17 protein-coding genes, 2 tRNA genes and 1 other RNA gene are annotated in these 18,516 nt (G+C 65.5%); 4 read left to right on the top strand and 16 right to left on the bottom strand.

What is annotated here, in order from left to right; genetic code table 11:
* Positions 1–6: 6 nt before the first annotated feature.
* The 12 genes from CETAM_RS03420 to prfB all read right to left on the bottom strand — a co-directional run bounded on the left by CETAM_RS03420 (position 7) and on the right by prfB (position 9,361).
* Positions 7–1,014 (bottom strand): ABC transporter permease, encoded by a 1,008-nt coding sequence (locus CETAM_RS03420; RefSeq protein ID WP_156227093.1) that lies wholly within the window; start codon positions 1,012–1,014, stop codon positions 7–9.
* A 34-nt stretch (positions 1,015–1,048) separates the two neighbouring features.
* Entirely contained in the window at positions 1,049–2,053 is a 1,005-nt protein-coding gene (locus CETAM_RS03415; protein ID WP_156227092.1) for a siderophore ABC transporter substrate-binding protein, read from the bottom strand.
* A 362-nt stretch (positions 2,054–2,415) separates the two neighbouring features.
* On the bottom strand, positions 2,416–2,826 hold the full coding sequence (locus CETAM_RS03410; RefSeq protein WP_156227091.1) for a hypothetical protein: 411 nt from the start codon (positions 2,824–2,826) through the stop codon (positions 2,416–2,418).
* A 125-nt stretch (positions 2,827–2,951) separates the two neighbouring features.
* Positions 2,952–3,695 (bottom strand): aquaporin Z, encoded by a 744-nt coding sequence (gene aqpZ, locus CETAM_RS03405; protein WP_156227090.1) that lies wholly within the window; start codon positions 3,693–3,695, stop codon positions 2,952–2,954.
* 227 nt (positions 3,696–3,922) lie between these two features.
* Positions 3,923–4,299: a transfer-messenger RNA gene (ssrA, locus tag CETAM_RS03400) on the bottom strand.
* 46 nt (positions 4,300–4,345) lie between these two features.
* The gene (locus CETAM_RS03395) at positions 4,346–4,717 is read right to left on the bottom strand and encodes a DUF488 domain-containing protein (protein ID WP_156227089.1); all 372 of its coding nucleotides are present in this window, start codon (positions 4,715–4,717) and stop codon (positions 4,346–4,348) included.
* A complete protein-coding gene (gene smpB / locus CETAM_RS03390) occupies positions 4,714–5,202 on the bottom strand; it encodes an SsrA-binding protein SmpB (RefSeq protein WP_156227088.1) in 489 nt (162 codons plus the stop codon). The genes CETAM_RS03395 and smpB overlap by 4 nt, the downstream gene beginning before the upstream one ends.
* A gap of 25 nt (positions 5,203–5,227) precedes the next feature.
* Positions 5,228–5,872: a hypothetical protein gene (locus CETAM_RS03385; RefSeq protein ID WP_156227087.1), complete on the bottom strand. Its 645-nt coding sequence runs from the start codon at positions 5,870–5,872 to the stop codon at positions 5,228–5,230.
* Between the two features lie 2 nt (positions 5,873–5,874).
* Positions 5,875–6,540: a hypothetical protein gene (locus CETAM_RS03380; RefSeq protein ID WP_156227086.1), complete on the bottom strand. Its 666-nt coding sequence runs from the start codon at positions 6,538–6,540 to the stop codon at positions 5,875–5,877.
* Between the two features lie 4 nt (positions 6,541–6,544).
* On the bottom strand, positions 6,545–7,447 hold the full coding sequence (gene ftsX, locus CETAM_RS03375; protein WP_156227085.1) for a permease-like cell division protein FtsX: 903 nt from the start codon (positions 7,445–7,447) through the stop codon (positions 6,545–6,547).
* Positions 7,448–7,474: 27 nt separating this feature from the next.
* A complete protein-coding gene (ftsE, locus tag CETAM_RS03370) occupies positions 7,475–8,164 on the bottom strand; it encodes a cell division ATP-binding protein FtsE (RefSeq protein ID WP_156227084.1) in 690 nt (229 codons plus the stop codon).
* A gap of 96 nt (positions 8,165–8,260) precedes the next feature.
* Positions 8,261–9,361, bottom strand: coding sequence for a peptide chain release factor 2 (gene prfB / locus CETAM_RS03365; RefSeq protein WP_156227083.1), 1,101 nt, complete (start codon positions 9,359–9,361; stop codon positions 8,261–8,263).
* 228 nt (positions 9,362–9,589) lie between these two features.
* Here prfB and CETAM_RS03360 point away from each other — a divergent pair, with 228 nt between their 5' ends.
* Positions 9,590–10,444 (top strand): inositol monophosphatase family protein, encoded by an 855-nt coding sequence (locus CETAM_RS03360; protein ID WP_156227082.1) that lies wholly within the window; start codon positions 9,590–9,592, stop codon positions 10,442–10,444.
* Between the two features lie 2 nt (positions 10,445–10,446).
* Entirely contained in the window at positions 10,447–11,238 is a 792-nt protein-coding gene (gene hisN, locus CETAM_RS03355) for a histidinol-phosphatase (RefSeq protein WP_156227081.1), read from the top strand.
* Positions 11,239–11,266: 28 nt separating this feature from the next.
* Here hisN and CETAM_RS03350 read toward each other — a convergent pair whose 3' ends face one another.
* Together CETAM_RS03350 and CETAM_RS03345 are read right to left on the bottom strand one after the other, a co-directional pair.
* Complete coding sequence (locus CETAM_RS03350) at positions 11,267–12,436, bottom strand: S1 family peptidase (protein WP_231587561.1); 1,170 nt, start codon at positions 12,434–12,436, stop codon at positions 11,267–11,269.
* A 253-nt stretch (positions 12,437–12,689) separates the two neighbouring features.
* A tRNA-Met gene (locus CETAM_RS03345) sits at positions 12,690–12,766 on the bottom strand.
* 185 nt (positions 12,767–12,951) lie between these two features.
* Between CETAM_RS03345 and ilvD the strand changes: the two genes are divergently transcribed.
* Positions 12,952–14,673 carry a dihydroxy-acid dehydratase gene (ilvD, locus tag CETAM_RS03340; protein WP_156227080.1) on the top strand — a complete coding sequence of 574 codons (1,722 nt, stop codon included), beginning with the start codon at positions 12,952–12,954 and terminating at the stop codon, positions 14,671–14,673.
* 53 nt (positions 14,674–14,726) lie between these two features.
* Here the strand turns inward: ilvD and CETAM_RS03335 are convergent.
* Both CETAM_RS03335 and CETAM_RS03330 read right to left on the bottom strand, forming a co-directional pair.
* Positions 14,727–14,803 (bottom strand) — tRNA-Met (locus CETAM_RS03335).
* A 104-nt stretch (positions 14,804–14,907) separates the two neighbouring features.
* Complete coding sequence (locus tag CETAM_RS03330) at positions 14,908–17,877, bottom strand: UPF0182 family protein (protein ID WP_156227079.1); 2,970 nt, start codon at positions 17,875–17,877, stop codon at positions 14,908–14,910.
* Positions 17,878–18,014: 137 nt separating this feature from the next.
* Between CETAM_RS03330 and CETAM_RS03325 the strand changes: the two genes are divergently transcribed.
* Positions 18,015–18,500: a PPA1309 family protein gene (locus CETAM_RS03325; RefSeq protein WP_156229348.1), complete on the top strand. Its 486-nt coding sequence runs from the start codon at positions 18,015–18,017 to the stop codon at positions 18,498–18,500.
* Positions 18,501–18,516: the final 16 nt, after the last annotated feature.

The raw sequence follows: 18,516 nt of genomic DNA, 5'->3' as shown, positions 1-18,516 counted from the left end.
CGGTTCTTATCCACGGCGCTGCCTCACAATCAGACTGACGAAGACGATGGCGCCGATGATGCCGAGGATCACGGAGACGGGGATCTCGAAGGGTGCGATGATCGTGCGGCCGATGAGGTCGCAGACGGTGACTATGCCGATGCCGAGAAGCCCGACCCAGGGCAGGTTGGAGCGCAGGTCATCGCCCCGGAACATCGAGACGATGTTCGGGACGATGAGCCCCAGGAAGGGCAGGTTGCCCACGACGACGGTGACCACGCCGGTGGCCACCGCGATCAGGCCGGTGCCGATGAACACCATCCGGTTGTAGTTGAGGCCGACGTTGGTGGCGATCTCCTCGCCCATGCCGGCGACGGTGAGCCGGTCGGCGAAGAGGAAGATCGCCAGCACGACCAGTGCGACCAGCCAGAGAACCTCGTACTGACCGCGGAGGATGTCGGTGAAGGAACCCGCGAACCACACACCCAGGTTCTGCAGCATGTCCGTCTGCAGGGCGAAGAACGTCGAGACCGAGCTGACCACCGCTCCCAGCATTATGCCGATGATCGGGACGATGAGGCTCGAGCGCAGCGAAACACGACGGAGGAAGAGGAAGAAGACCATCGTGCCGATGAACGCGAACACCACCGCTCCGAACATCCGCTCCATGACCGTGGCAGCCGGGATGAAGTACATGACGGTGAGCAGACCGAGGCCCGCCCACTCGGTGGTACCGGTGGTCGTCGGTTCGACGAAACGGTTCTGGGTGAGCAGCTGCATGACCAGGCCCGCCATGGCCATCGCCGCGCCCGCGAATACCAGGGCGATGGTGCGGGGCACGCGGGTGGTGAAGAACATCTGCCACCCGTCGTCAGTGTCCAGGATGTTGTACTGACCGACCGAGAGCGACAGTCCGAGCAGTCCGACCACGACCAGAACACCGATGAGCAGCTTCCAGTCGAAGAGCTTCTTCCTCGTGCGCGTGGCACGGGGCGCAGGTGGGGCCGCCGCGGTCGGGGTGATCGGTGTCGTCATGGTGTGGCTACTCTACTGCTCTGCCTGTCCGGCGCTAGTTCTGGGCTTTCTCGAATGCATCGGCCAGATCGTTGAGGATCTCGGTGTAGGTGATGATGGATTCGTTGGTGTACGTGTCCTCCGGTGCGTAGGAGATCTGCCCCTCCTTGACGGCGGTGACGTTCTGCAGTGCGTCGGATTCCTCGACGATGGCGGCGGCCGGGCGGTAGTCGGCGGAGTCGCGGTCAGTGGTGCCGGCGTCACGGTCGAGCACGAGCAGCCAGTCCGGGTTGGCCGCGGCGATGGCCTCCACGGAAATGTCATCTCCCATGTGGTTGTTTGAGCCCTCCGGAACCTCGAGCGCCGGGGTGAGACCGATCATGTCGAAGACGGGGCCGTAGGTGCGGCCGACGGAAGGCGCGATGTAGCCGATGGTGCCGCCGGTGACGTTGACGGCCATGACGTTCTCGTCCTTGTTGTAGGCGGCCTTTGCGCGCTCGAGGGCTGCGTCGAAGTCGGCGATGATCTTGTCGGCCTCATTCTCCTTCTCGAAGACCTTGCCCAGCTCGGTGACCTGGCGCTTGAGCTCCGCCTCGACGGGCTCGCCGTCACGCGGCTCCAGCTCGATGAGGGCGGTGTCCGGGTTGAGCTTGACGATGGCGTCCCGATGCTGCGTGAAACGCTGACCGTTGATGATCAGGTCCGGCTCCGCGGCGGTGAGCATCTCGAGGTTCGGTTCCCGGTGGGTGCCCAGGTCCTGGATGTCCGTGTTGTCCTTGTACTCCGGGACGGTGAACGGGACGAGTTGCTTCGGCGCGGCGACCAGCTCGATGCCCCATGCGTTGAGCACCTCGAAGGTGCGGTTGTCGGTGGAGGCGATCTTCTCCACCGGCAGGGCGATCTCCTGGGTGCCGAAGTTGTCCTCGACCGTGATCGTGCTTTCCGACGCCGGGGTCGCGTTCGACTGGTCTGCCGTCGAGGTGCCACCGTCAGAGCAGGCGGTGAGCAGCAGGCCGGCAGCGGCGACTGCGGCGATCAGGGAGTGGCGGATACGTGCCATGGTGTCTTTGGTGTCCTTCGCGTCAAACGTGAACCAGCGTCCTGGCGGGGCTAGGTTAGGTAACCCTAAGCGGCAACCGTACAAGACCCACCTCTAGTTAGGCAAGCCTATCTTGAGATAAATTCTCCCCTTTCGGCCCCGCCCCACCAAACTCCGAGGTGACAGGACACTTAAGAGAACATCAGCCGGAACATTGCTTTGGCTCACCTTAGCTCCAGAACAGTGTCGATTGACACACCCCCCGGGAAATCTCCGGGACATCCCCTAGGCCCGCCCGAGCCAATGGGAAAGCCGGCGTCCCGGGCATGATGCCCGGGACGCCGGCTCAAAGATCCCTGTCGCGTCAGGTTCTCCGACCAGACCTACTTGCTGTTCCCGCCCTGAGCCATCAGCGCCAGGCCGATGGCCAGCATAAAGACGTCCTTGGCCAGGCTGGTGCCCTCCTGGGACGGACGGATGCCGTCCGCTTCGGTGTTCTCCGGATTAGCGAAGTACATGGTCATCAGCCCACCCGAGAAGGCGGTCAGTGCCGCGCCAGCCAGCTTGTTCGGCACGAACGGCGCGAGCAGGGCCGCGCCAATGCCGGTTTCGGCATAACCGAGCAAGGTGCCGAACTTGTCGGAGGGCAGCTTGGCCATGGCCGGAATACCGGAAGCCGCCATCTGCTGGATGCCGGCGGAGTACTCGGCCGGCATGCCGATCTTGCCCACGCCCGAGTTGGCGATGAAGGCGCCGGAGACGCCGCGGAGGATGGCAGTGGAAATCTTGGACATGTGGGCTCCTCTAGATATTGTTGACGTGTACCCATACATGCTATACCCCGAACCCCCGCCGCGCCAGTACCTGCGCCAGATCCGAACCCTGCAGCCTTCTTCCTTGCGTGCGGGACGGTCAATGATCAGCTGCCGATCTCCTCCATGACGTGGTCGCTCTGATCGGGGAAGATCAGCCGGTAGGTGAGGCCGGCGATGGCAGCACCGAGCAACGGGGCGAGAATGAACGCCCAGACCTGGACCAGCGGCTCACTTCCCGCAAACCAGGCCACGCCCAGCGAACGCGCCGGGTTTACGGAGGTGTTGGAGATCGGGATGGAGATCAGGTGGATGAGGGTCAGCGCCAGACCGATGGCGATCGGCGCGAAACCCTGCGGCGCCCGACGGTCGGTGGCGCCGAGGATGACGTAGAGGAAGATCGCGGTGAGCACGACCTCGGCGAGGAGGACCGCCACCAGCGAGTAGCCGTCCGGGGACAGATCCCCGTAGCCGTTCGTGGCGAAACCGGACTCGACGGCAGAGAAACCCTCCTTACCTGATGCGATCAGGTACAGGACACCGCCGGCAACCGAGGCTCCCACCACCTGGGCAGCCATGTACGGGAGCACCGCCGCCCCCTCCACCCGGCGGGAGAGGAACGCGCCGAGAGTCACCGCCGGGTTGAAGTGCCCGCCGGAGATGTGGCCGACGGCATAGGCCATCGTGAGAACAGTCAGACCGAAGGCCAGGGAGACACCGACGAAACCGATGCCCATGTTGACGTTGGGGTTGTCGGCGGACAGGACGCTGGCGGCGAAGATCGCACTGCCGCATCCGCCGAAGACCAGGACAAAGGTACCCAGCAGCTCTGCGGCCAGGCGGGTCGTCATTGAATGATGCACGTGAACTCCAGACAGTGGGGGGAGATGTACAAATCTGACCTTAAGGCGCTTCGGTCGTCAGCACAGGGGAACCACCCCACCCGCCTGCCGATAATGCACGCACCGCATCCCCGCCACAGCCATCAGTGCAGCTCTCTGCGGGTGTCAGGCGAAATCCGACAGGGCCCCCAAATGAAGGAAACCCCAGACCAGTGATGGTCTGGGGTTGTCCCACTTGGTGGAGCTGCCGGGAATTGAACCCGGGTCCTCCGTTACCTCGCCAGGGCTTCTCCGTGCGCAGTTCGCGCCAGATCTCTGCTCGGCCCTCCGGCTCGGACGAACACGTTCCGGATGATGGGCCCAGTCAGCGGTAAGTGTCCCTTTCGACCCCGCTGACGCGGCCGAAAGGCAAGCCCCTTAGTCGATGCCAGGGTCCGGATCAGAGGCAAATCCGGTCTGACAGACACGCGATCGCTACTTAGGCAGCGAGGGCGTAGTCGCGCTGAGAGTTCTCGGCGCTTATGGTTTTGCTGCGACGCTCACGGTGGTCCTCAGCCTGCACCGGCACGCTTCCCCTGGCTCAATATACGAAGTCGAAACCAAAATCAGCCCCGTACTCTGCGGCGGGATTGTGCAATCTATCCGCAGGATGGTTCATCTTAACGCCTTGAGACCCGTTCCGTCAACCATTCTGCGAGCACGATTGCCTGATTGTGCTCGCGGTCGGCGGCACCGAAGAGGAGCGTCACATCGGCGTCAGCCAGTGCAGTCAATGTCGCCAGGTCCGCATTCCCAGCCTTCAGTCCCGCGTTCAATTCCGCCCGGTAGCGGGCCCGGAACTCCTCCCACCTCTCCGGGTCATGGTTGAACCACATGCGCAGCTCCGGGGAAGGAGCGACGTCCTTGAGCCACTCACAGTCCAGGTCGGCCTTGGCCACCCCGCGGGGCCAGAGCCGGTCGACCAGCACTCCCCGACCCTGCACGGCGACGTCGCCACGCAGGACGTCGTGGATCTTGACCGCGCGGATCAACCCTTGATGCCCTTGATGCGGCGACCGAGCTCGCGGGTGACCTCACGTTCCTCGGTGCGGCGCTTGATGTCCTGCCGCTTGTCGTAGTCCTGCTTGCCCTGCGCCAGCCCGAGTTCCAGCTTGACCTTCCCGTCCTTGAGGTAGAGCTGCATCGGGATCAACGTGCGGTTACCGTCGCGGACCTTGCCCATGAGGGAGTCAATCTCACGGCGGTGCAGCAGGAGCTTACGGGTGCGCTTCGGCGAGTGATTGGTCCACGACCCCATGGAGTACTCGGGGATGTGGAGGTTCCGCAACCACACCTCGCCGTCATCGACGGTGGCGAAGGCATCCGCGATGGAAACCTTGCCCTCCCTCAGCGACTTGATTTCCGTGCCCACCAGCACGACGCCGCATTCGTAAGTCTCCAGGATGTGGTAGTCGTGCCGGGCGCGGCGGTTGGTGGCCAGGACACTGCGGTCCTGTGTCTTCTTTTTCTTGCCCATAGTCCGGTCCATGCTACCCGGCGCGTCACAGCAGCAGAAGCAGCAGGATGATCGCCAGCACCGGGATGGCGATCAGGACAGGTGGAATGGGCGTTCGCGTGCGGAGCGCTCCGGCGGTACGCGGCATGGTCACCAGCACAGAGGTGGCCGGTATCTGCAGCGCCAGCCCCGCCAGAGCGGGGCGTTCGACCAGCATGGGCGCGTAGTCGCGGGCCTCCACGTGGTATCTGTCCCTGGTTTCCGGATGCCCGGTCAAGGCCACCGTCACCTCGCCCGGCTCCCTTGCCACCAGCGCCGCCAATCTGGCCGGGTCAAACGGCTCGGTCCTGCCGGGGTGCGCGGCGAGGAGGTCACGGTCGGCGTCGATAAGCAGGACATGGTTGCCGGTCAGGGCGCTGAGCACCTCGACATCCGCGCGCAACTGCGCGTTGTCGTCGGGGACACCGGCCAGTGCGAGGTCCCCGATCTCGCTGCGCAGCTCCCGCATGGTGACCCCGGAGGGGTGGACCAGCGTGACGCGGGCGGGCGGGCCGTCGTTCTCCCGCAGAGCCGCCCGGACGGCATCCCCGGTCGTGGGGAACGTCCCCGTGAGCCGCACCCCGCCTTCATCGGACGCCACCGCCGATCCCACCCCGCCGGGGCCCACGGAGAGGCCGAGGGACCAGCTCATCGTCAGAAGAGGAAGGAGAGGGCGAGGACGACCGCGAGCGCGACCACGAGGATGGTCATGTAGCCGGTGACGCTCCTGTTCGTGGCTCGACTCGCCACCGCGACCGGATCCTTCGCAGGGTCCAGGGAGAGCAGCGACCCGGTGGTGGGGTTCTCCAGGGCCAGCCTGGCCACGTCCGAACGGTCCAGGACGACGGGATCCAGGTCCCGGAAGGCGGTGAGGGTCCTGCCGCGGACGTCCTCGTGCCCGACGAGCAGCACCTTCGTGCCGGTGTCCTCGACGATCTCCCCGGCGCGGCCGGCGTGCAGCGGTTCCCCACCCGTGCCGGACGGGGGGACCATGGTCTCCCGGTCGGCGTCGACAAGCAGGACCGGGCCGCCGAAGGCGGTGGTGAGGACCTCGACGTCGCTGCGCACCTGAATCGTCCCGGTGGGGATGCCGGCGATGATCAGCTCGCCGAGGAACCACTTGAGCTGCTGTGAGGGAATACCCACCTCGACGACCAGCACCGTCTTCTCCGGGGTGGGGGTGGACTCGCCTCCGGCGGAAAATCCCACCGCGCGGTCCAACTCCGGGAAATAGCCGGTGGTTTCGGGGACACTGCTCGTGCCGGTTTTTGCCGCACCGATTCCGGAGGGGGTGACGGCGAGTGCCAGGGTCCAGGTCATCCGTCTACTTTCTCACATAACTGCGCAGCGCGACCTGCGCCGTGATGGCGGAGAATATGACGCCGATCACTGTGACGACCGGGGCAACCAGCCAGATGTCGTTCGTGGTCACCGGCGCGATCAGCTGGGACTCGTAGAGGCCGTGCAGGGCTTTGTCGATGACGAACTCCTTGCCCAGGAACAGCCCCACGGTGGCCAGGACAGCGCCGATGAGCGTGGCGATGACCGCCTCCAGCACAAACGGCGCCTGCGTGAACCAGCGGGAGGCGCCCACCATGCGCATGATGGAGATTTCGTCCCGCCGCGAGAACGCCGCGATCTGCACCATGTTCGCGATGAGGAAGATCGCGGCAACGGCCTGCACCGCCGCTACCAGGAAGGTGGCGTTGCGCACCGCGTCGAGGTTCTCGGTGGCCCCGCGCAGGTCATCGACCTGGTCGACGATGGTGTCCACCTGCGGCAGATCCCGCACCGGCTCCAGCGGGGTCTGGTCCAGCGGGTCACTCAGGCGTACGTGCAGGGCGGCGGGCAGCGCATCGGGCGAGGTTTCTGCGACGAGCTGCGGGTCGGTGTCCTGGAACACCTCGACGAAACGCTCATAGGACTGCTCCCGCGAGCGGTAGGTGACGGACTCGACGCCTTCGGCGCCGTCCAGAAGCTCGCGGACCTCGACGCAGCCCTCTGAGGAACAGTCGGCGTCGGTGGCGGAGATCTCCTCGTCGAACTGGATCATCACCTCCACACGGTCGAGGTAGATGTCCTTGGTGTCCTCGGTCATCTGTGTCACCAGGAATCCCGTGGCCAGCAGTGCCAGGGAGATCGCGGTGGTGATGACGAGGGCGACGGTCATGGTGAAGTTGCGGCCCAGACCGCGGAAGGCCTCGCGCAGGACGAATCCGGTGTTCATCAGTATGTGCTCCTTTTTCGTCTTGCGCTAGCGGGATTCGCCGTAGACACCGTGGGCGTCATCGCGCACGAGTTTGCCCAGGCTGAGCTCAACGACACGTTTACGCATGTCATCGACCGCCCGGGCGTTGTGCGTGGACATCACCACCGTCGTGCCACCCCGGTTGATCTGGGTCAGCAGGGACATGATGTCGTCGGAGGTCTCCGGGTCCAGGTTGCCGGTGGGCTCGTCCGCGAGCAGGAGCAGCGGGCGGTTGATCACGGCCCGTGCCACCGCGACGCGCTGCTGCTCGCCGCCGGAGAGTTCATTGGGCATGCGGTCCGCCTTGGCGGCCAGACCGACCATCTCCAGGGCCTCCGGCACGGCCTTGTCGATCTGGGCCCGCTTCTTCCCGATGACCTCCAGCGCGAAGGCCACGTTGTCGTGGACGTTGAGCTTGGGCAGCAGACGGAAATCCTGGAAGACGTAGCCGATCCGCTGGCGCAGCTGGCTGACCTGCCCGCCGCGCAGCTGGTTCACGTGAAGGTCGGAGAAGTGGATGTCCCCGGAGGTGACGTTCTCCTCCCGGATGAGCAGTTGGAGGAATGTGGACTTGCCCGACCCGGACGGACCGATGAGGAACACGAACTCGCCCTTGTCGATGTGCAGCGAGATGTTGTCCAGGGCCGGGCGCGTCGAGGTCTGATAGACCTTGGTCACGGAATCGAAGGTGATCACGTGTCACACTGTAGCCAACCGGGCGCACCCGACGGCACCCGCGATCTGCCCCCCGGGCAGGTGCCAAGGAGTTGCCAGGAAGCGCTACGGCTCCTGCTACGCCTCCTGCTGCGACATCCGCCAGCGGATGCCGGCCTCCAGGAAACCGTCGATGTCACCGTCGAGCACCTTCGAGGGGTCGCCGACCTCGTAGTTGGTGCGCAGATCCTTGACCATCTGGTACGGGTGCAGCACGTAGGAACGCATCTGGTTGCCCCACGAGGCCTGGCCGCCGGCGCCGAGCGCATCCATCTCGGCGCGCTCCTCCTGGCGCTGCTTCTCCAGCAGCTTCGCCTGCAGGACGCGCATGGCGGAGGCCTTGTTCTGGATCTGGGACTTCTCGTTCTGGCACGTCACCACGATGCCGGTGGGGATGTGCGTCAACCGCACAGCAGAGTCGGTGGTGTTCACCGACTGGCCACCGGGGCCGGAGGAACGGTACACGTCCACACGGACGTCATTGTCCGGGATATCGATGGAGTCGACCTTCTCCACCACAGGCAGAACCTCCACCTCGGCGAAGGAGGTCTGGCGGCGGCCCTGGTTGTCGAAGGGGCTGATGCGCACCAGCCGGTGGGCACCCTGCTCCACGGAGAGCTGGCCGTACATGTACTCGCCGTGCACCACGAAGGTCGCCGACTTGATGCCGGCCTCCTCCGCGTAGGAGATGTCGTACACGTCGACCTTGTGGCCGTTCTTCTCCGCCCACCGGGTGTACATGCGCATGAGCATCTCCGCCCAGTCTGCGGCATCCACACCGCCGGCACCCGAACGGATGCTGATCACGGCCTCACGCTGGTCATACTCCCCCGAGAGCATCGTGGTCACCTCGAGAGCCTCGATCTGTTCGCGGACCTCCGCGAGTTCCTCGTCGGCCAGCTCCTCGCCGTCGCCTTCCTCCTCGGAAAGCTCGTACACGATCGGCAGATCGCTCAGGCGCTGACGCAGGTCACCCAGCTTGCGCAGCTTGCCCTGCACGGCGGACAGCTCGGAGGTGACCTTCTGGGCATGATCCGGGTCATCCCACAGGCTCGGGTCGGAGGCCTGCTGCTCGAGCTCGCGAACACGCGCGGACATTTCCTCCGGGTCCATCACCTTCTCAATCGTGGTGAGGGTGGAGTCCAGATCTTCGAGTGCAGCAGAGATTTCCGGTCGCATAACCCGACAGTCTACTTGTCCCCGTGTGCTCCCCGGTTTCCCGCCCGTCCCGGCGTCGGGACCAGCCGCCCGGAGGGCCCCGCCAAACCCCGGCATCAGAACACACCATGTCGGCCGGCCCACCGGACCGAAAAGGATTGCCCGGAGGATGATCTCCATGAGGCTGCGGGTGGTCCGCCCCCGCCCCTCGTCCGGAAGCCCGGACCCGCCCGGTGCACAATAGGGGCCATGACCAACCAGCATCCCGCCGCCAGCCTCGAAGAGATGCTCGCCGCGATCACGAAGACCTTCGCCATCGCCCATGACCAGGATTCGGACGAGCACCTCGCCCAGGCACTCGTCTACAACGCAGGCCGCCTGGCCTGGCGGATGCGCGAGCAGGGGGTGTCCACCAACCACAAGAGTTCGGTCTCTGACGTGGTGACAGAGGCTGACCATGCGGCCGAGGAGTTCATCGCCGGCGCTCTCGCACTACTGCGTCCCGAGGACGGGATCATCGGCGAGGAGGGCACGAACCGGCGGTCGACGTCCGGCCGCACCTGGGTCGTCGACCCGGTCGACGGCACCTACAACTTCACCGCGGGTTCGGACTACTGGTGCTCGGCACTGGCGCTGGTCGAAGGCGACCCCGCGGACCCGTCCCGGCTGATCTTCGGTGCGGTACACCGCCCGGCCATGGGCTACACCTGGTTCGGCGGCCCGGAGATCCCGACGACGCGGGACGGTCAGGGCGTCGAGAAGCTCCCTCAGGTGGATGCGAACCAGCTGTGCCTGGCCACCTATCTGCACCCGACCTCGCTGGCCCGGCCGGAGCGCCGGGACGCGTGGGTCCGGGCGGTCGATGAGTTCGCCACCCTGCGGATGCTCGGTGCCGGTTCCGTCGACCTGGGGTCGGTGGCCGACGGCACGATGGGCGTGTGGCTGCAGCATTCCGTCGCCGACTGGGACTGGCTGCCCGGCAAAGCCCTGGTCGAAGGTGCTGGCGGTGTGGGCGTGAAGATCGAGGCCGGTGGGGTCACCTGGTGTGTGGCAGGCAACGCCCGCGCAGTGGAACAGGTCACGTCCGCGCTGGCTAGTATGTGAGCATGAGCACGTACGCCGATGACCTTGCCCTCGCCCTCGAACTCGCGGATATCGCTGACGCACTGACCTTCGAGCGCTTCGAGGCCACCGACCTCAACGTCACATCGAAGCCCGACATGACCCCCGTCTCGGACGCAGACCTCGCCTGCGAGAAGGCCCTGCGCGCGAAACTCGCGGACGCACGTCCCTCCGACGCTATTCTCGGCGAGGAATTCGGTGGCGAGGCCACCCACGAGGGCCGCCAGTGGGTGATCGACCCCATCGACGGCACCAAGAACTTCGTCCGCGGTGTGCCCGTGTGGGCGACGTTGATCTCCCTGCTTGTCGACGGCCGCCCCGTCGTCGGCGTCGTCTCCGCCCCCGCGTTGGCCCGCCGCTGGTACGCCGCCGAGGAATCCGGTGCGTGGCGCACCTTCCAGGGCGGTTCCCCGAAGAAACTCGGCGTCTCCGGCGTCTCCTCGCTTTCCGACGCCTCCCTCGCCTTCTCCTCCCTCGAAGGCTGGGCCGCACGTGACCTGCGGGAGAACTTCATCGGCCTGTCTGACGCCACCTGGCGCCTGCGCGGCTACGGGGACTTCTTCTCCTACTGCCTGGTGGCGGAAGGCGCCGTCGACATCGCCGCCGAGCCGGAGGTCTCCCTCTGGGACCTGGCTGCCCTGTCGATCCTGGTCACCGAGGCCGGTGGCCGCTTCAGCTCTCTCGCCGGTGAGGACGGCCCCCACGGCGGCGACGCAGTCGCCACCAACGGCCTGCTGCACGACGACACCCTCGCCGCACTTCGCGGCGAGGGTTGAGGGCTGCTCCGGCCGGCTCCGGGTTGAGCTAGTCGGCGAGGCGGAAGCCGGCGCCGACTCCCCCACGGGCGTTGACATCCGCGAGGACCGCGTCCATCGCGATGGACGCGGTCGGCATGAACAGCTGACCCTGCAGCGGGGACTGGCAGGAGAGACGCTGATCGCCCCACACGCCACCGGACACCATGCCCACCATGCGGTCACCTGCCAGCACCGGTGCACCGGAGTCACCCACCATGGCGCAGACCTGGGAGACCTGCAGTTCCTCATCAACCGACCACACGTTGCCGCAGGTGTTGCCGGTGGCCACGCCCTGCTTGCACAGAATGTCGCCCGGGGCGACCGGGCCGCCCACGCTGTTGACGGTCACTCCGTTGTAGGAACGGGTGACCTCCGCGTTGGAACCCAGCTCGATGACCGAGTAGTCGTACAGCTGGTTGCTGGCGACCACCGTGCCGGTGGGACCGACCTGCCAGGAGTCCGCGGACCAGACCTGATCACCCGGCTGACCACAGTGGCCTGCGGTGATCGCCACTTTACGGCCCTGCGCATCCGTACCCGCCGCACCCAGGGTGCACATCATGCTGTCGCCCAGGTAGATCGGCGTGCCCGGGCCGTACAATGACGCGTCCTGGTTCTGCACCACCATTGACTCCTCCGGAATCCGCGGCGCATCAAACCACGAGCCCGGCACACGGTGCAGGATCCAGTCCGCGAAGGGCTTGCCCGCCATGACCTTGGACACCGGGTCGTCCGTCCAGACGTAGTTCTGGTCCAGCGGGACCGAGTCCTCCTCAACGAAACGCTCACGCATCTCGTCCGTGATCTCCACCTGGAGATCCGTCTGCTCGACATACTCCGCACGGCTGCTCTCGCCGACGGCCACCTCGGTGACGAGATCCTCCGGTGTGGTTTCGCGCAACGTGGTGTTCGGCACGTGCGCCACGATTGCCGCGTCCACCGCGTCAGTGACAGCCGCATCCACGCCCTGGGTGTGCACGCCGATGGTGGCCAGCTGGCCGCGGACCTGGTTGAGTACGTCAGCGGAGGAGACCTCCACCTGACCGGCGGGTTGCTCGACCGGAAGCTCCGCGGAGGATGCGTCCATCACCGGCACCGCGGGTACTGCCGGAGTCTCGGCTCCAGCGAAAGTGGGAACTGCCAGCATCACCGCACCCGTCACCATCGTCGCCGTCATGAATCTTCTAACGCGGGTATGCCTTCGCATGTGAGGTGGGGTCCCCTTCTGGTGATGCTCAATGAATTCCCCAATATCATGCCACGACACCCCCGGTGCGGCAGGTGCACCGGAGCGTCGTGTCCGAACGGTTACCGCTCTCCCAGGTTCGGGGTTCCCGGTGCCGACGGATGCGGGTTGCATCCCCCGGATTCAAGCGACCCCGGAAACGACGAAGCCCCCTGGATCCAGGGATCCAGGGGGCTGTCGGAATTGGTAGCGGGGGCAGGATTCGAACCTACGACCTCTGGGTTATGAGCCCAGCGAGCTACCGAGCTGCTCCACCCCGCGTCGGGTGACATTCACTTCACCACGTCAACACAAGATTGTTAACCTCGCCTTGACGACATGTGAAACTATAACCCAACCCAGCCGGGTAACCCAAATTTGCTGGTCAACGCATCAACGTCGGCAGTACCACCGCCCGGACGTGCCAATTCCCCGCCTGCCGCCAGTTGTCTACCTAGACTCGAGCCATGACCAAGCTCACACACGATCAGTCCGAAAGCACAGTGGACATCAAGCCCCGTTCCCGGGACGTCACAGACGGCCTCGAGAGCACCGCTGCCCGCGGCATGCTCCGGGCGGTGGGCATGGGCGACGAAGACTGGAACAAACCGCAGATCGGCGTCGCCTCCTCCTGGAACGAGATCACCCCCTGCAACCTCACACTGAAGAAACTCGCGGGCTTCGCCAAGGAGGGTGTGCATGCCGCCGGCGGCTACCCGCTGGAGTTCGGCACCATCTCGGTGTCCGACGGTATCTCCATGGGCCACGAGGGCATGCACTACTCCCTGGTTTCCCGCGAGGTCATCACCGACTCCGTGGAGACCGTCATGAGCGCCGAGCGCCTCGACGGCTCCGTCCTGCTGGCCGGCTGCGACAAATCCATCCCCGGCATGCTGATGGCCGCCGCCCGTCTGAATCTCTCGAGCGTGTTCCTCTACAACGGCTCCACGATGCCGGGCACCGCGCGTTTCGCCGACGGACGCGAGCAGGAGGTGACCCTCATCGACGCCTTCGAAGCCGTCGGCGCCTGCCGCGCGGGGAAGCTCTCGCAGGAGGAGGTCGACGTGATCGAACGCGCCATCTGCCCCGGCGAAGGCGCCTGCGGCGGCATGTACACGGCCAACACGATGGCGTCCGCCGCCGAGGCGATGGGCATGTCCCTGCCGGGGTCAGCCGCTCCCCCGGCGGTCCACCGCGACCGCACCATCCACGCCCGCCGGTCCGGCGAGGCTGTGGTCGAACTGCTGCGGCGCGGCATCCGTGCCTGTGACATCATCACCCGCGATTCGCTGCTCAACGCCGTCGCCGTGGTGATGGCGCTGGGCGGTTCCACCAACTCCGTCCTCCACCTGCTGGCCATCGCCCACGAGGCCGGGGTCGAGCTGGATCTCGACGACTTCAACAACGTCGCCGACAAGGTCCCGCACCTGGGCGATCTCAAGCCCTTCGGCAGGTATGTCATGGCCGATGTCTTCCGCATCGGCGGCATCCCCGTCGTCATGAAGGCGCTTCTCGACGCCGGCCTCATCAACGGCGACTGCCTGACCGTCACCGGCCGCACCGTCGCCGAGAACCTGGCGGAGGTGCGCACCCCCGACCCCGACGGAAAGATCCTGCGCGCGCTGGACAACCCCCTCCACGCCACCGGCGGGCTGAGCATTCTCCACGGCTCCCTCGCACCGGAGGGGGCGGTGGTCAAGACCGCCGGTTTCGACGCCGAGATCTTCGAGGGCACCGCCCGCGTCTTCAACCAGGAGAAGCCCGCGATGGACGCCGTCCTGGGCGGTGAGCTCAAGAAGGGGGACGTGGTGGTCATCCGCTACGAAGGACCCAAGGGCGGGCCGGGCATGCGGGAGATGCTGGCCATCACCGGGGCCATCAAGGGTGCCGGCATCGGCAAGGACGTCCTGCTGATCACCGACGGCCGCTTCTCCGGCGGCTCCACCGGACTGTGTATCGGGCACGTCGCCCCGGAGGCCGTCGACGGCGGACCGATCGCCTTCGTGCAGGACGGTGATCCGATCAGGGTGAACATCCCCGAGCGCACCATCGACGTCGACATTCCCGAAGACGAGCTGGCCCGCCGGAAGGCGGAGTGGCAGATCCCGGACAACCCGAGGCTGCACGGCGTGCTGGGCAAGTACGCCAAGCTCGTGCAGTCCGCTTCCCGCGGCGCCGTCACGTTCTGACCGCCAACGACGAAACCCCCCGGACCTCAAGGTCCGGGGGGTTTCGTGTGAATTGGTAGCGGGGGCAGGATTCGAACCTACGACCTCTGGGTTATGAGCCCAGCGAGCTACCGAGCTGCTCCACCCCGCGACGGGTGCCATTCACTTACACCTTGCAACATCCTCTGCTGCAGGTTTTGAACTATACCCAGAGCCGGGGGATTTCCGCAAATCCCCCGGCCAGGACGGTTATCTCTAGTTGCCCGAGGTGAGCGACTGGTAGTCCTGGACCGCGCGGTCCAGATCGTCGAGAGCCTTGCCGTACTCCTCGAAGGAGCCCTCGCGGGCTGTCTCGATGTTGCGCAGGGCCTCGTTGATGCGCTCGATGGCCTCACCCTCGGTGCCCGCAGCGGTGGCCGGCTGCCCCGGAGCATCCTGCCCCGTTGCCTCTTCCACGGTCTCGGGTTCCGCCGGGGCCTCCATCGGGACGCTGCCGGCGATGTCCTGGGCTGCCCGCGGGTCGATGCCGACCTGCGAGAGCGCCTCAGAAATCGTCGGCGCGTAGCCCACCCGACCCTTGTAGGACACCAGCACACGCAGGAGCTTCGGGAACGCCGACTCCTGGTTCTTGCGCTGCGAGTAGATCGGTTCGGCATAGAGGATCTCGCCGCCGCCCACCGGCAGGGTGAGCAGGTTGCCGTTGCGCAGCTCGTTGCTCCCCTCCCACAGGGTGCGGTCACGTGCCACCTGGTCGGAGGACATCAGGGCGTCCTGTGCCTGCTTCGGGCCCTGGGTCTGGGTGTTCGTGGGCAGGACACGGACAGTGATCTTGCCGTAGGTCTCCGGGTCAGAGCTCGCAGCCATGTGGGCGGAAAGGAACTGACGGTTCAGACCACGGTAAGGGGTGATCAGCTGGAAGCTGGACTCCTTGGTGTCCGGGTCGGCCGCCACGACGTAGTAAGGCGGCTGGTTGAGGGCGTCCCGGCCTTCAGCGGCGGTCGGGTCTTCGGAGACGGACCAGAAGGCGTCGTTGGTGAAGAACACGCCCGGGTCGGAGACGTGGTAGCGGGCGAGGAGCTCGCGCTGGACCTTGAACATGTCCTCCGGGTAGCGCAGGTGCTCGCGCAGCTCGTCGGAGATCTCACTCTCCGGATTGACGGTGTCGGGGAAGATCCCCTGCCACACCTTGAGCACCGGGTCTTCGGTGTCGAACTCGTAGAGCTCGACGGTGCCGTCATAGGCGTCGACGGTGGCCTTGACCGAGTTGCGGATGTAACCGACGTTGTCGGTGATCAGTCGCTGGCTGGTGCCGTCGGGGTTGAGGGCGTCAACGGTGGTTTCCGTGAGGGAGGTCTGCTCGGTGTAGGGCAGAGCGCTCAGGGTGGTGTAGCCGTCGACGATCCACTTGACACGGCCGTCGATGACCGCGGGGTAGGTCTTGGAGTCGGTGGTCAGCCAGGGGGCGACCTTCTCCACGCGGGAACGCGGGTCCCGCTCGAAGATGATCTTCGAATCACCGTGGACACGGTCGGAGAGGATGAGATTCATCTCCTGGTAACGCATGGCGAAGGCGGCCCGGTTGAGCATGTTGCCGACGTCGACGCCGCCGGAGCCGTCATAGGTGAAGAAGGAGTTGTCGGTGTCGTACTCGACGGGATCCGAGCCGTTGTCGCCGACGATGGCGTAGTCCGCACCGTCGGTGGCGCTGGCGATGACCGGGCCGTAGTAGATGCGCGGCTGGTCAACCTTGATGCCGAGTTCCTCGGCTTCCTCGGCGGCCTCGCGGGCGGCGTTGTTCTGCAGATCGGAGACCGTGAAGACCGGGAAGCCACCGCGGGTGGAACCGGCGTCACGGGCCGCTTCGTCGACGGTGTTGGCCTGTGCGGCGATGAAGCCGTTGCCGTGGGTGTACACGGTGTGGCGGTTGATCCAGTCGCGCTGGTTCTCACGCAGCGCGTTGGGGTCGAGCTCGCGGGCGGAGACGACGAAGTCACGCATCTGGCCATCCACCTGATAGCGGTCGACGGCGAGTGTCTCGGGGAATCCGTAGAAGTTGCGCAGCTGCTGCATCTGGGTGAACGTCGGGGCCAGGATCTCGGGGTCCAGCAGTCGGATGTTGGAGATGGTGGCCTCGTCGGCGGCGACGTCATCGTCGGAGGCTCCGCCGGCGCCCCAGTCTTCCAGATAGGTGACCTGATCGTCCGTCAGGCCGTAGGCGTGACGGGTGGCCTCGATGTTGCGGGAGATGTACTCCGATTCCTTCGCCACACGGTTCGGCTGGACGGAGAAACGCTCCATGAGCAGCGGCCAGGCCACGCCGATGACGAATGAGGACAGCAGCATGAGCACAACGGCCAGAGCCGGGATGCGCAGGTCCTTGAGCACGATGGCGGAGAAGAATGCCACCGCGACGAAGACCGCGATGATCATGAGGATCATCTTCGCCGGCAGTACCGCGTTGATGTCGGTGTAGCTGGCGCCGGTGAAGGTGTCCTGACTGGAGTACAGGAGGGTGTAGCGGTCGAGGAAGTAGGAGGCGACCTGGAGCAGCATCCACAGACCACCGGTGATGGCGAGCTGGACGCGGGCGCCCCGGGCGATGTGCCCCTTGACTCCCATCGCCTGGTTGCCGATGCGGATACTGCCCAGCAGGTAGTGGCCGATCAGCGCGATGATGAAGGCGATGACCAGCAGCATGGAGAATGAGTCCACGAGCAGGCGCAGCATCGGCAGGGTGAAGGCGTAGAAGCCGAGATCGTTACCGAACTGTGCGTCGGTCCGGCCGAAGGATTCGGCGTTGAGGAACATCATCACCGTGCGCCAGGTGCCCTGGCCGAGGAATCCGGCGAAGATGCCGATGATGACGGGAATGCCGATCAGAATACCGCGGACGGATTTGTCCAGCGCCTGACGGTACTGGTGTACCGGCGAGTTGAGGTCCATGTGTTCGAGGCTGTCCGGGCGATTTCGCCAGGTGAAGAAGCCTGCAAGCCATACGACGAAGCCCGCGACGAGCGCGAAGACGAAGAAGAGGGCGATACGGACGAACAGCACCTTGGTGAACACACCACGGAAGTCGACTTCACCGAACCAGAGCCAGTCGGTGTAGAAACCGACGGCGAGGGGCGTCAGGATGAACAGCGCGGCGATGAGGCCGATGATCCAGGTCAACAACCGAGGCGGCCGGTTGACGGATGGGGAGGGTTGCGAGAGGCCGGTGGCCAAGTCCTTCTCCTAAAGTATTTATGTGTAGTTTTGTGCCGGTGTACTGTCTTTAGCCTAGAGAAGATCACCCCCGCGTGACCAACGAAGGATTGATAGTGTCGCATTCCGAATCCAATACCCCCGCGCTCAACAAGGCCATGCTCGAGGCCGTTGAGTTCGTCCATTCCGAAGGATGGGATGCCCCTCCCACGCTCTTCGCGCTGGTACCGACACAGTTGGTCATCGATCAGCTCGCCGATCCTGACGAGGCCGCGCCCCTGACGCTGGTGGTCCAGGACCTTCCCAAGCACATCCTGCCGGGTTCGGATGAACTGGGCGACTACCTTTCCCGGCTGGCGTGGCCTGAAGAGATCGCGGGCGTCATTCTCGCCCAGGAGATCAATTTCCGGGAGTCCTCGCTCAACGACGCGCCCGCCCGCCCTGCCCGCCTGTTCTCCGGCGTCCTGCGAACCGAGGGCGTGGAACAGACGCTTCTGCAGCTGCGCCCGACAGATGAGGAGCTCGCGGAGGGCGGCCCGTTCGCGGAGGACAAGATCCAGCTGCGCGGCGGCCCGGAGGTGGCCCCCGGAGTGCTCCAGGCGCTGCGTTACGGACTCGAGCAGGACCCGGAAGACCTCGACTAGACTGACCGGAACCGTC

It is taken from the genome of Corynebacterium comes (assembly GCF_009734405.1).
GTDB lineage: Bacteria > Actinomycetota > Actinomycetes > Mycobacteriales > Mycobacteriaceae > Corynebacterium > Corynebacterium comes.
Note: the sequence above shows the minus strand (reverse complement) of the source record. Positions and strands in the feature narration are given on the sequence as shown.